Annotated in this window: 8 protein-coding genes; 6 read left to right on the forward strand and 2 right to left on the reverse strand. The window is 41.2% G+C overall.

From position 1 onward, the window contains the following. Positions 1-41: 41 nt before the first annotated feature. Both AABK40_RS19970 and AABK40_RS19975 read right to left on the reverse strand, forming a co-directional pair. On the reverse strand, positions 42-1,367 hold the full coding sequence (locus AABK40_RS19970) for an ATP-binding protein (RefSeq protein WP_338398896.1): 1,326 nt from the start codon (positions 1,365-1,367) through the stop codon (positions 42-44). Continuing rightward, positions 1,364-1,903, reverse strand: a complete 540-nt coding sequence (locus AABK40_RS19975; RefSeq protein ID WP_338398897.1) for a heme NO-binding domain-containing protein — start codon at positions 1,901-1,903, stop codon at positions 1,364-1,366. Before AABK40_RS19975 ends, AABK40_RS19970 begins: the two co-directional genes overlap by 4 nt. 283 nt (positions 1,904-2,186) lie before the next feature. Between AABK40_RS19975 and AABK40_RS19980 the strand changes: the two genes are divergently transcribed. The 6 genes from AABK40_RS19980 (at position 2,187) to AABK40_RS20005 (ending at position 14,522) form a co-directional block, all read left to right on the forward strand. Next, the gene (locus AABK40_RS19980; RefSeq protein ID WP_338398898.1) at positions 2,187-3,653 is read left to right on the forward strand and encodes a xylulokinase; all 1,467 of its coding nucleotides are present in this window, start codon (positions 2,187-2,189) and stop codon (positions 3,651-3,653) included. A gap of 101 nt (positions 3,654-3,754) precedes the next feature. Beyond that, the gene (gene xylA / locus AABK40_RS19985) at positions 3,755-5,068 is read left to right on the forward strand and encodes a xylose isomerase (protein WP_338398899.1); all 1,314 of its coding nucleotides are present in this window, start codon (positions 3,755-3,757) and stop codon (positions 5,066-5,068) included. A gap of 553 nt (positions 5,069-5,621) precedes the next feature. Beyond that, a complete protein-coding gene (locus tag AABK40_RS19990) occupies positions 5,622-7,574 on the forward strand; it encodes an LruC domain-containing protein (RefSeq protein WP_338398900.1) in 1,953 nt (650 codons plus the stop codon). A 542-nt stretch (positions 7,575-8,116) separates the two neighbouring features. Then, a complete protein-coding gene (locus tag AABK40_RS19995; RefSeq protein WP_338398901.1) occupies positions 8,117-9,232 on the forward strand; it encodes an aminopeptidase in 1,116 nt (371 codons plus the stop codon). 880 nt (positions 9,233-10,112) lie between these two features. After that, positions 10,113-13,067: a SusC/RagA family TonB-linked outer membrane protein gene (locus tag AABK40_RS20000; protein ID WP_338398902.1), complete on the forward strand. Its 2,955-nt coding sequence runs from the start codon at positions 10,113-10,115 to the stop codon at positions 13,065-13,067. A 12-nt stretch (positions 13,068-13,079) separates the two neighbouring features. Next, positions 13,080-14,522 (forward strand): RagB/SusD family nutrient uptake outer membrane protein, encoded by a 1,443-nt coding sequence (locus AABK40_RS20005; protein ID WP_338398903.1) that lies wholly within the window; start codon positions 13,080-13,082, stop codon positions 14,520-14,522. Positions 14,523-14,643: the final 121 nt, after the last annotated feature.

A 14,643-nucleotide genomic window follows, 5' to 3' on the forward strand; every position in this document is an offset into this window, starting at 1 on the left:
CTATCGTTTTATAAATGAACATTCAAATTATCCTATGTAATTTACTGTAAGACCTTCGGGGCGAGGTGTCTTTTGAGTGTCGCTGTAAAAGTCCCTGGGTCAAAGGGCTTTGTTAAATAGTCATTCATCCCTACAGAAAGCGCGCGTTTTTTTATTTCCACAGTAGCATTTGCGGTCAGGGCAATGATGGGTAATTCAGGGAAATGGTGACGAATTTGTTCGGTAGCCTGGTAGCCATCCCATTCTGGCATTTCCAAATCCATAAGAATCAAATCGGCATTAATGCCTTGCTCGACAATCATCATATAGGCTTTTTTGCCATTCTCTGCATGCACCATATTAATCCCCAATTTCTTGAGAAACCCGTTGGCCACTTTTACATTCATGGCATTGTCTTCTGCCAGTAGAATGGTTTTGCCTGTAGGGATTTTGTTTTCCGCATAAGTATTGCTTGATGTATGATCTTGCGATATTTTGAATGGAATAATGACATTAAATTGGCTGCCTTTCCCTAATTGGCTTGTGACTTTAATATGTCCGCCCATCATTTGGACAATATTTTTGGTGATGGTCAGTCCAAGTCCTGTTCCTCCAAATTTTCGGGTGGTGTTTAGATCCGCCTGACTGAAAGACTCAAAAATGGTGTCGATTTTATTTTCAGGAATACCAATTCCAGTGTCATAAATAGTGATTTGAACAAGGATTTCATTCGCCTTCTTTTCGAGGGATTTCATACGGATGCCAACCTCCCCTTTTTCAGTAAATTTTATGGCGTTTCCCGCAAGGTTGGTAATGACCTGCGCTATACGTGTGGGATCGGTAAGCACCGTAGGGATGACCTCAGGGTCATCAAGTTTGAATAGGATGTTTTTTTGGTCAGCCCTGAATTTTAGCGTTTTGGAAAGTTGGCGGCAAATGTACCCGAGGTCAGTATTAATCTCTTCTATTTCAAGTTTTTGAGCTTCGATTTTACTGAAATCCAAAATGTCATTGATCAGGTTATGCAGGTGTTTTGCGGAAAATTCTAATGATTCCATCAAATCCAGCTGATCCTCACGGGGTTCATTGTCCAATAATAAATGAGACATACCAATTACGGCATTGAGTGGGGTACGGATCTCATGCGACATAACAGAAAGGAACTGTGCCTTTGCCTTTGAGGCTTCTTCGGCGCGTTCTTTTTCCTCTACAAGTTGCTTGGTGCGTCTGCTGACTTCTTCTTCTAAGACATTGTTTTGGTTGGTCAATCTCAGATTGGCATGGTATAGTTCAAGGGATTTTTCCTCCAATAATGCTTCAGAATTCTTTCTTGCTTGTCGCTCCCGCTGAATGGCTCTTTTTAAAGCCGCCAATTCCTTTTCCATCATAGTTTGTTAATTATGAACTCTACTTTATTGCCACTTTCCGTAATCATATTTTTAGTGATTTGTACTTCAGATTCAAAATGTTTGAAACAGCCTTTAATCAATCCCTCAGCGACAGGATACAGGCATCGGACGGAGTGGTAAGTCATTTTTAACTGGTCGGGCTTCTGAAGCTCAGTATCGAAGGAGGGGAGCTCTGCCTCGGGATAGAGTTTTTTCACCTCTACATGGATATAATCCTCCAGACTCATCAGAAATTTAATGGGGTCTTCCACTCCATTTAAAAAGACGGGGTATAGTTTGGCCAATCGACTGAACAGGTGCTCTCCAAAAACTTCCATGAGTGTTATTGCGGGAATGTCGGTTTGCTTTTGGAGGTTCATTACCAGCGAGACCATCTCTTTATAATTATAAGTCCCAACGGCAGTATAAATACCTTCGGAGGGTAGTTCACTTTGCTCGATGATCTCATCTACAACACTAAACCCAAATTTGTCCTCAACCAATTCTAAAAATTCGGTGAAAATGATGCCTTTCATATAAGTAAGATTTTGGTGATACTGTTAGCAATAATATACCATGATCATTTCATTGAGTTGTTGGAAAATTTTCTTGCCCGACGTAGGAGATGTAACAAATCCGCAGAAAAAAATAGGCTCGGGAACGGTTGCGAAACCGCTTTTTTTCAGCGGGCGGCACAGGGATATTGACATAAGCGGATTTTAAGTGTTTCTTTATGAAGAACACAAAATACAGCGTTGAATTTTTTATTGAATTACGAACTATTCAATGATTTGCGCTTCATCATAAAATTAATCCTATATGTATTTTTTAGGCTATGACATAGGAACCTCATCAGTAAAGTTGTCGGTCATCTCGGCAACTGATGGGCAGCAAGTCCTCTCTGTAACTTACCCTGAGCAGGAGCAATTAATTGACAGCCCTCAGGCGGGATGGGCAGAGCAGTCACCTGAAATGTGGTGGGACTCATTAACTGCTGCGACAAAAATTGCAGGAAAAAAAATTGACCTCAAGGCTGTTAATGGGATTGGCATCACTTACCAAATGCATGGTCTGGTGTTGGTCAATAAACAGCAGCAGGTATTACGCCCTTCTATTATATGGTGCGACAGTCGAGCGGTGGAAATTGGAAATACTGCTTTTGAAAATATCGGTGCTGAAAAATGTCTTAGTCACTGTTTAAATTCCCCGGGAAATTTTACGGCCTCCAAGCTTAAATGGGTGATGGAAAACGAGCCAGCGGTTTATGAGCAGGTACACAAAATGATGCTTCCTGGTGATTATATCGCAATGAAACTCAGTGGTGAAATCACTACTACACCTACGGGCTTATCGGAGGGTATTTTGTGGGATTTTAAATCTAATGATGTCGCGGAGATCGTGCTTGAACAGTATGGTATTTCTCCATCATTGATTCCCGATATTGTTCCCACTTTTGGCGAGCAGGTGCGTGTAAATTCCACCATGGCAGAAGAGCTCGGCCTTCGGGAGGGCGTGCCAGTATGTTACCGTTCTGGAGATCAGCCGAATAATGCTTTGTCTCTCAATGTGATGAAACCAGGGGGTATTGCGGCTACGGCAGGGACTTCGGGCGTGGTTTATGGGGTAAGTGATCAATTGAAATACGATCCAAAATCACGGGTAAATACTTTCGCGCATGTTAATCACAGCGAATCCGCAAGGCGTCTGGGGGTGTTATTGTGCATCAATGGAACAGGAATTTTAAATAACTGGATGCGTCAGAATGTCGCTAAGGATTTGTCTTATCCTGAAATGAATGAGCTGGCATCATCAGTCGCTATCGGTGCGGAAGGTCTGAGTATTTTGCCGTTTGGTAATGGGGCGGAGCGTGTATTGGAAAATGCAAACCCTGGTGCTTCGATTCATGGATTGGACTTCAACCGTCATGGAAAAGGACAATTGTTGCGTGCTGCGCAGGAAGGGATTGTTTTCTCTTTCTATTACGGCATGGAGGTGATGCAGGAAATCGGAATTGATCCGAAGGTGATCCGTGCGGGAAAGGCGAATATGTTCCTGAGTCCGATTTTTAGAGATACGCTTGCAGGCGTTTCGGGAGCTCCGATTGAGCTATATGCCACTGATGGAAGCCGTGGGGCAGCGATGGGAGCAGCTTATGGACACGGGCATTTTGCTTCTTTTGATGAGGCTTTCGCTTCTACCGAAAAACTGGGATTGATTGAGCCCAATACTGCGATGAGTGCCCAATATCAGGAGGCTTATCAGCGTTGGAAGGCTTTATTGAAATAAATGGAGAACAAATAATCGGTGAAAATCAGTAGGTAAACTACTCACCGCAAATCACCTTTTTCATAAAAAAAGAAATAATAAACATTTTTAAAGATATAGTTATGAGTGAATTTTTTAAAGGCATCGATAAAATCAAATTCGAAGGCGTGGATTCAAAGAATCCAATGGCATTCCGTTATTATGACGAAAACCGTGTAGTAGCAGGAAAAACCATGAAGGAGCACTTCAAATTTGCTACCGCCTACTGGCATACCTTCTGTGGTGAGGGTGGTGATCCATTTGGTCCTGGAACACGTGAGTTCCCTTGGGCTGCCAAAACGGATGCAGTGGAGCGCGCAAAAATGCGTATGGATGCCGCTTTTGAATTCATGTCAAAATTGGGAACACCTTATTACTGTTTCCACGATATCGATTTGGTAGATGAGGGCAGTTCAATTGCGGAATATGAGCGCCGTTTGAACAGCATCGTTGAGCATGCGCAGGTGAAGCAAAAAGAAACAGGCATGAAGTTGTTGTGGGGTACGGCCAACGTATTCTCTAATCCACGCTACATGAATGGTGCTTCTACCAACCCTGATTTCAATGTATTGGCGCATGCGGGTACGCAGGTGAAAAATGCCTTGGATGCAACGATCGCTTTGGGTGGTGAAAACTACGTATTCTGGGGTGGCCGTGAAGGTTATATGTCTTTGTTGAATACCGATATGAAGCGTGAGAAAGAGCACCTTGCTCAATTCTTGACGATGGCACGTGATTACGCTCGCAAAAATGGCTTCAAAGGAACATTCTTCATTGAGCCTAAGCCAGCTGAGCCAACCAAGCACCAATATGATTTTGATTCTGAAACAGTAGTAGGTTTCTTGAATAAATATGGTCTTCAGGATGATTTCAAATTGAACATCGAGGTGAACCACGCTACTTTGGCGGGGCATACTTTCACGCACGAATTGCAAGTAGCTGTTGATAATGGCATGTTGGGATCGATTGACGCCAACCGTGGAGATTACCAAAACGGATGGGATACCGATCAATTCCCAACCAACCTGTCGGAAATCACTGAAGCGATGTTGATCATCCTTGAAGGTGGTGGATTGCAAGGCGGTGGTGTGAACTTCGATGCCAAGATTCGTCGTAATTCATTCACGGCGGAAGATTTGTTCATCGCACACATCTCTTCTATGGATTTGTTCGCCAAAGCGTTGTTGGTGGCAAATGACATCCTTGAAAACTCTGATTACAAGAAATTGAGAAAAGAACGTTATGCATCATTTGATGCAGGTATCGGTGCAGACTTCGAAGCAGGAAAATTGACTTTGGAAGATTTGCGTACGCATGCTGTTGGCGTAGGTGAGCCTGCACGTACTTCTGGCCGTCAGGAGTTCATTGAAGCAATGGTTAACCGCCACTTGTTCTAAGCTTTAAGATAATTTGTTTTTACTTTTGCAAGCCTCGGCCTTTGGGTCGGGGCTTTATTTTTTTAGCTCATATAAGTACTTGGTCATATTTAACTTGTATAATGCCGAATGCCTTAAATTTTCAAAGATCTAAGAATTTATCCGAGAAAAGGTGGCTGGTGACTTGTGATCGGTGGTTGGAGTCCAAATAATACCAGTCACGAGGCACTGATCACCGGTCACTTTATACAAGTTGTTTTTGATCAAGTACTTATAAAGGCTGTATTAATATGGTTAGGGGGACCATACATCGAGCCTAAAGAGGCATAGGTTCAGATGGGGGTATTTACAGCGGGTAAGTGTAATAATGGGGCTTTTGTTTGTGATATATTTATTCAAATTCCTCTAAAACTTACATTGAATACAGCTGTAAAATAGCTGCTAAAACCTCCTTTTATTCAATTAAGGTCACTGTGGCATTAAAATTATTGCAAGTTCCTTGATTATAATACTTGTTATGTTTGGGTATTGCTAAATGGCCGTTATTAAGGTTGTTTACTAAAATAACTTTAAAATGAAGCCTACCCAATTCCTATTGATTTTCACTTTGCTGATGGCAAGTTGTTTTCCTAAAAGAGATGATGTGAGTCCATCCGATGGTGGTTTTGAGTCCATTACTGTTCCAGAGGGTTTTGCCTATGAAACCACCACACAAATTTCGCTAAATGTAAATGATGAGCAGGCTAATAATGGTGCTTTTTATGAAATTGCATTTGTTGATGTGGATGGTCAGGAAATCGAAATTGGCCGTGGGTTTATTCGTGAAGGAGAAAATAGTTTCAGCTATCCATTGACCTTTCCTGCTCACGTAAAAGAGTTGGTGGTCAATAAGGTTGTTAATGGACAGCAAGTTAAGCAAAAAGTTGACCTGACACCGACAACAAACATTTCCTTTACTGCAGATAATCAACGGATGCTGGATTGTACCCCAACCATTTACGGGGTGAATGGTGATGGCGAATTATTTACGATTGATCCTGATAATAATTATGACTGGGGTACCGTAGAGCAACAAATGCCCGATGGAGGGTCTTTTGCCTGTGCGGTCGATAAATATAATAAAAGGGTTTATATCAACTTTGAAGAAAGACTTCGATATTATGATCTTGACACCAAAGAATGGGTGACGATCGCAGAGGGTAACCCTTTCAACCGCCAGTATCCAAGAATGGAATATAACCATGTTACCAAAGAATTATGGATCGCTGACAACCAAACCATGTACACTCTTGATCCCGCTGATGGCTCTATCAAAAAGAAATTTACGATTGAAGGTCTGGCAGAACCTTTTGGCGGAGGTGATATTGCGATTAGTTTAGAGGGTGAGGTCTTTATGTGTTGTTTTTCTGGACTTTATAAATTCACAGACATTGATGATGTAAATGGGATCATTAAAACTGAAAGAATCAGTGCGGAAAATTTACCATTTAAACCAACCTCTTTAGCCATTGACCAAAAGGATCGTTTGTTTATGGGAACCACCGATAATCCAAGCTTGTTTGTTGAGATGGATAAAGCGACTGGTGCTTACGATTTAAGAGGGAATATGCCTGGTAAGATTAATGACCTCTCCGCTTTTCCTTGTACACTTGAAGAATGTGAAAATGTTGATTCAGACGGTGATGGTGTGCTGGATTGTGCAGATGAATTTCCAGAGGATCCAACAATAAGTTCAGTCATTTATGGACCAAGTAAATTAGGCTGGGGATCAATTGCCTATGAAGATTTATGGCCTTCTAAAGGAGATTATGACTTCAACGATTTGGTGGTAAATTATCGCTTCAAACTGTATGTTAATGCAGATGGAGAAGCCACTAAAATGGAAATAAAACTGAAGCAAAAGGCAAGATCAGCGAGTTACGATAATGGCTTTGGTATCATGTTGCCGGAAAAAATGGTCTCTAATCATGTATTAAAGATTACGGGTACTAATCTAAACACTGGAGCGATTAACCTAAATGAAAATGGTACAGAAGTCAATCCCGACAACCGATTAGTCATTATTGCTTACGATCAAAGTACCCAGATGAGTGAATATGGACATTGCCTGCCTGAAGATGAGTACAACATTATGAATGTTGAGGTGTTCTTTGCCAGACCAATGAGTGTGCAGGATTTTGGATTGACGAACTTTCCGTATAATCCTTTTATTTTGAAAAATGGTGACCGTAAACATGAAATTCACCTATTTAATCAAGAACCTACGGCGCTCCACGATATGGATATTTTTGGTTCAATGGAAGACGCTTCAGATCCAGATAGTGGTGCTTATTACCAAACGGCTAAAAAACATCCGTGGGCTATTCATATTATTCATGATTACCGAGTAGTGGAAGAAGGAGTTGACATTACTAAAGCCTATAATTATTTTAAAACGTGGGCTGAATCTGGAGGTGTAAGCTATCCTGATTGGTACAAAGACAATACTGGTTATCGCAACGAAGAGGTTATTTGTACAGATAATTAATTCATTATTAGAGGTTAAAGATCATTAACATTAAATGGAAAGGAGCTCCTTATGGGGCTCTTTTTTTATGTCAAAATACTTAAACCAAGATGGAAGTACCCTTACAGTTTGAGAAAAATATTTTGTGTTAGATTTATTGAATTCCGTTGTGCTAAAGCACCGTACCCCAAGTCTCGTGTTATTAAGTCAAAGATTTTAGGTGGTACGAACCTAAATTTGAAATGCATGTACCGGCGTTCGGAAGAACGACTCACCCAACCATTTGAATAAACCTACGGGAAAGCAGATAAAATCAGCACTGTGTTAGACGTTAAAAATAACGTCTCTACGGGATGGCGCTTTTCACTACCCCTATCATATATCCCGGCAATCCTGTAAATCAAGGTAATCATGGTCCTTAACACCTCCAACCATACAAACCACCTAAACTAAAATATCAATCTATGGCTTAAAATATAAGCACACTTAAAATTCTTTCTTTAGCTTTGGGCTGAAAAAATCTCTTTTCGTAAAATAAATTTAAACAACAAAATAGTTCACTCATGAAAGACCCAAGAATAGATCTATTAGCCAAAAATTTAATTAACTACTCCTGCGACCTCAAAGCAGGTGAAAAAGTGCTGATTGAAAATTTTGGTGTGCAAAAGGAATTAGTCATAGCTTTGGTGAAAGAGGCCAATAAAATCGGTGCCCTTCCTTTTGTTTCATTAAAAGACCTTGAAGTGGAACGCAGCTTGCGAATGGGTGCGACTAAAGCGCAATTTGAACGCATGGCGCAGGCCGAAGCTGACATGATGAGGGATATGGATGCTTACATCGGTTTGCGTGCAGGTGATAATGTGAACGAATTCACGGACGTTCCGCATGAAAAGACAGAAATCTTCAATGAGACTATTTTAAAGAAAGTCCACCTTGACCTTCGTGTGGCTAAGACCCGCTGGGTGGTGTTGCGTTACCCAACCGCCTCGATGGCGCAGTTGGCGAAAATGAGCACTGAGGCTTTCGAGGATCATTATTTTAACGTTTGTACCCTTGATTACGCCAAGATGGACGAAGCCATGAATGCACTTCAGACATTGATGGAAGCCACAGATCAGGTTCATATTAAAGGACCAAATACTGACCTTACTTTCTCGATCAAGGATATTCCTGCGGTGAAATGTTCGGGTAAGCGAAATATTCCCGACGGAGAGGTGTTTACCGCTCCAGTAAAGGATTCGGTTAATGGCACTGTTACTTATAACGCCATGTCTCCTTATCAGGGATTCATGTATGAAAATGTTCAGCTGACTTTCGAAAACGGAAAGATCATCAAAGCCACGGCCAACGATACCGAGCGTATCAATAAGGTATTTGATACTGATGAAGGCGCAAGATTTGTTGGGGAGTTTGCGATTGGCGTGAATCCATATATCATGGAACCAATGGGCGATATTCTTTTTGATGAAAAAATCGGCGGTTCATTCCATTTCACTCCTGGACAGGCTTATGAGTCTGCAGACAATGGTAACCGTTCAAGCGTGCACTGGGACTTGGTTTGTATTCAACGTGAGGAATATGGCGGAGGCGAAATGTATTTCGATGGCCGTTTGATTCGCAAAGATGGATTATTTGTAATTCCAGAGTTGGAAGGACTGAACCCTGAAAACCTGAAATAATAAACCGCATCACTTAAATTAGCCTCAGCCACTTGGTTGAGGCTTTTTTATTGGCCACGGATTTTTCAATCGCACACGGGAGAATATCGCCCGGCACTTTCTTAACGGAATACGAGTTTCCCCTTTATTTTCAGGAGTTGCTGCTGATGAAATTAGCGTGATCCCTGAAAGTTGATTTATTACATGCCTTAAAGCGACCTGCTTCCTACTTTTCATGCGCTTCATTTTATTCATCAGCCCCCACTGATGCCAAATTACTATTTGCACTTATTTTATTTGTCATTTTAAAATACCGTTCATCATTTCGAATTTTTGCTTAGGCACACGATCGTTTTGGCTTAATCTTCCATGCTTGAAATACGCCCAAAGCCATAACAAAATAATATTTGGTTATTTATGATTTATGCATTGAATATTTGTTATCGAATTCTGAGAGTCTATTCCTAAACTGATGTATATCGGTCAAATACAATTTTTATTGTGTAGCCAATCTTTTCTTAATTCAGCATTTAGTGAATCAGGTATTGTTAATTATCCCTCTTCAAGGCGGCTAATTAGAATGCAGTTAAGGGAGTGTAAATTGTCTTTAACAAGTTGGTATAAGCGATTCCGACCAATTAGTTTAGTGCTTTAGAAGGAGGGATAATTTTGTGTTTTTATCACTAATGAGCATTCAATGGTGATAATCTCTTACTAAATACCCCAATATTCTATCAAATTAATACCATATAAATTTCACTGTTTGATAAGACGCTACACAAAATGAATTTGATAATTCGGAAGGTGAAATTGACCCGTTGACTCGGGGCAATCAAGTTTAGTATGATCTTTGAAGTTTATTTAACCTACTTATTCTTTAATTCTTGAAAAGCACTTTGCGATGAGAAAAATTTCCTTTTTGATGTTTTTCCTGGCCATGGCTACCATAAATATGGCATTGGCACAAGGGAAAATAGTAACCGGACAGGTTACTGATGATACGGGAGAAACGCTCCCAGGAGTAAACGTTATGATCAAGGGCACAACCACCGGTACGGTTACCGATTTTGATGGTCATTATTCCCTTGAAGTCAATCAGCCAAAAGCGGCTTTGGTATATTCTTTTGTTGGTTTGAAAACCATCACCAAAACCATCGGAAATCAATCCAAAATGGATGTGGTTTTAGGCGCTGATGCCAAACAACTGGAGGCGGTAGAGATTGTCGGTTATACTAAGGTGAACCAGGCGACCAGCGTTCCAAAAATTGAAAATGTAAAAGAAATTGTTACCCCAAGTGTAGCTAATGGCTTGGAAGGTAAAGCGACTGGTTTGAGTATTCAGCAGTCATCAGGGCAGCCAGGTGCTAAAGCAAACATTCGTGTTCGTGGTATGGGATCGATCTCCAGTAGCGCAGACCCATTGTATGTGATCGATGGTGTGATTGTTAGTGCAGATCCTGTAGTTTCTGATGGAAATGGTGCAGATACTGATCCACTATCCTCTATTAACCCAAGTGATATTGAAGATATCCGTGTTTTAAAAGATGCAGCAGCGACTGTACTTTACGGTGCACGTGGTTCTAACGGTGTGATCGTGATCACGACCAAAAAAGGGAAAGCAGGTAAAACTAAATTCAACTTCTCAGGAAGTTACGGTGTAACGCAGATCAACCGTGGGAATTTCAAACTTATGGACGGCCCTACCTATGCGTCGACGATCGGCAAGATGCATGGTATTCCTGATACTGGCATAAATACTGACTGGGTGGATGAAGCTTTCCGTTTGGGCAAAACTCAAGACTACCAATTGTCTGCCAATGGTGGTAATGAAAGCGTGAAGTACTATGCCTCAATGGGTTATTTTCAGCAAGATGGTATTTTGATCGGTTCAGATTTTGACCGTATCAATGGCCGTTTCAGCTTGGATGATCAAGTCAATGAAAAATTATCGTTCAATATTGGAACGGATTTGTCTTTGTCGAACACAACAAATGCAGGTAAAGGAGAGGCTTACTCTTCTCCATTGTCTGGGGCTTATGGCAACTCTCCTTTGGTAAGTGGCCGTGACGATCACGGAAACCCATTGCCTCGTCTCGATGAAATGAATACAACTCGTGCGAATTTCCTTTATGAATCTGCAAACAAATACAACAAAAGAAATAATCTTTGGGGTGGTGTTTCTGGTAAACTGAATTACCAAATCAATGATGATTTCTCTTTGAGTTCAACCAACTCTTATCGATTTAATCGATCGCTCTCTAACTCATACACCGCGCCTTCTACTTTTGACGGAAATGCTTCGCATGGTCGTGTAGATAATTCATTTGGTAATCGCGGAACATTCACCACTACTAACTTGGTGAACTACGAGCATACATTCGCCGGAAAGCACAATGTATCCGTGATGGCAGGTACTGAGTACCAATCGGAAACAAATACCTGGGGCCACTTGAAAGGAACATCCCTTCCTTCAGGTTTGGAGAACCCAAGCTCAGCTTCTGATCAATTTGGTATCGGTGGAAAGTCTTATGATTTTAAATTCTTCTCATTGTTGTCTCAGGCAACTTATGATTACAACGGGATATATTATGCCTCTTTATCTTTGCGCCGTGATGGTTCTTCGCGTTTTGGAAGTAAAAATCGCTATGGTAACTTCTATGCGGTGGGAGCGAGCTGGAACATTGCCAATGAGTCTTTCTTCAAAAGCAAGCTTTTTACCGACTTGAAACTGAGAGCTTCTTATGGTACAACAGGTAACGCTTCTATTGGTAACTATAACTGGCAAAACTTATTCTCTTATAATACTTATTTGGGGAATCCTGCAGCTTACCACTACCAATTGGGGAATGAGAACCTGACATGGGAGAAAAAAGTGAAGTCAAATATTGGTCTTGATTTCAGTCTTATCGACCGTGTGTCGGTAAACGTCGACTTATACAGTGAAAAGTCGAAAGATATCTTGCTGAGTCAGCAATTAGCTTCCTCAAGTGGGTTCCGAAGTATTAAAAGCAATATCGGATCAATGGTTAACCGCGGTATTGAGATTGCCATTAATTCCCAAAACCTTAAAATGGATAAGTTTACCTGGAATACCAGTTTGAACTTCTCTTACAATAAGAATGAGGTGCTGACGTTGAATGCTCCAATGATTACCAACTCTTACAGAACAATTGAAGGTCAGCCTTACAATCGTTTCTATTTGCAAGAATGGATGGGTGCTGAACCTCAGACAGGTAAGCCTGCCTGGTATGTGAATGAAAATGCACCTATCACTAAAGAGACGGTACAGAAAAGTTCATCGCTATTCTATGCGCCAAATGGCCGAGTAGCAACGACCGTTCATGGCGAGGCAAATCAAATTGATGCTGGGAGTACCATGCCGATCTGGAATGGTGGTATTACCAACAGTTTCTCTTTTAGACAGTTCGATTTCAGCTTTATGTTCAACTTCCGTGGGGGTAATAAAATCTTGAACAGCACACTGGATTATGCTGATTCTGACGGAAACTATTTGGATAATCAGGTGGCTGCAGCAAATACAAATCGCTGGGAAAAACCTGGAGATATTGCCTTCCGCCCTGCCTGGGGATCACGAGGAGGAAATCAACCTTCTACCCGTACTTTAGAGGATGGTGATTACTTACAGTTGCGTAATGTTATATTGGGTTACCGTTTGCCTCAAGCGACAGCGAATAAATTGAAATTGTCAAGTGTTCGTTTTTATGTATCAGGTCAAAACTTGTTTACATGGTCAAACTTCAGTGGGTACACCCCAACAACTGTTGATAACGGCGCTACCTTCTATGAATACCCAGAAGGACGTTTGGTGTCTGCAGGTGTTAATGTTAAATTCTAAGCTGAGCGTATAATGAATATTAAAACATATTTTCTGGGGGCATTGGCTGCAATGGCCCTGGGCTTGACTTCTTGTAACTTGGACTTGGATCCAAATTTTGCAAAAAAGGCAGATGGTATCCGTGAAAATCCAAGCGAATTATTGGATGGAACGATTTCCAAACTCTGGAATGAAAACCTCTATGGACGTAATGAATATTACGGCGCAGATATTGGAACGGATAATGTTGTTCCTTCATGGAACACATCAGGAAGATTTACCAATAGAGTTAACCTGACAAGTTCTCCAGCTAACTGTGATTTGAAACCCTATTTGGGACTTTATCAGGTCGTTGAATCAGCTAACTTTATCCTGGAAACAGCGCCATCATTCTTTAAGGACGATGCTCAACTTCAGGACCTTAAAGGTCAGGCTTATTTTCTTCGCGCCTTGGCAGATTTCAAATTGGTGAAGAATTATGGGGGTGTGCCGTTGGTAAATAAAGTAATGACCAACGATAGCGAGGAAACCAAAGCTTTCCAACCAAAAAATGCAACACCTGAGGAGATCTATGCGCAAGTATTGGCTGATTTGGCCAAAGCCGAGACCATGATCAAAAATACTACGGATGTTCAGCACCCAACCGTAAATGCGGTTTATGCTTTGAGAACCCGTGTTTACCTTTTTATTGCTGATGAGGAAGCAGGAAAAGTGAATGGCTTGACAAAAGAGCAGGCTTTGGAAGAGGTGGTAAAGAATGCGGATAAGGTAACAGGCGTTTCTTTGGTACCAGCGAAAGATTTTTTGAATTATTTCAATGGTCAAAATTCAGCGGACGAAACAATCTTTGAGTTTGGCGTAACCGCAGATAATTCCAATGGAACCAATAATCAGGGGAACCTTTACCTTCATGACGGATACAACGCATTCTGTGCGAACCCAACGCTATTGGCAGTCTTCAAAAAAGGAGATGTTCGTGACGATTTCATGAGAAAGGCATACCATTTGTCTTCTGCAGGTGATACCATTAAATATGTGTTCCCAGAAAAATTCAAAGAAGCAAGTGGTGTATTTGGCTTAACAGCTCCAAAAATCCTTCGCTATGCTGAAGTATTATTGAATAAAGCAGAAGCTTTGGCGCAGTTGAACAAAACGGCTGAAGCGGCGGCAATTCTTGATCAGCTTCGAGCACAACGATTTGAGGAAGGTGTTACGCCTCCAAAAGCAACAGGTACTTTGAATGAAGTGTTGACAGAGCGTCGTAAGGAATTGGCATTTGAAGGTTTCCGCTTGTTTGATTTAAGAAGAAATCATTTGGCAACAACTTCTCAAGCGTTAAATTCAAGTGATGGTCATCTAATGGATATTGCCTCTGCGCAGGCGGGAAGCCCACAGTTTTGGATGCCTATTCCAGTAGATAAGGTTTTGGCTAACCCTAATTTGCAACAGACTCATTATGCAGTAGCAAAACACTAACAGAAATATTTCTTGACCATAGATGGTTTTCAAGACAAGAATAAGTAAAGCACCGAGCATTTTGTTCGGTGCTTTTTGTGTTTTAATATTTCATTGTAGGAATGTTGTGTAACTGTCCATG

Source organism: Persicobacter psychrovividus (assembly GCF_036492425.1).
GTDB classification, from domain to species: Bacteria; Bacteroidota; Bacteroidia; order Cytophagales; family Cyclobacteriaceae; genus Persicobacter; species Persicobacter psychrovividus.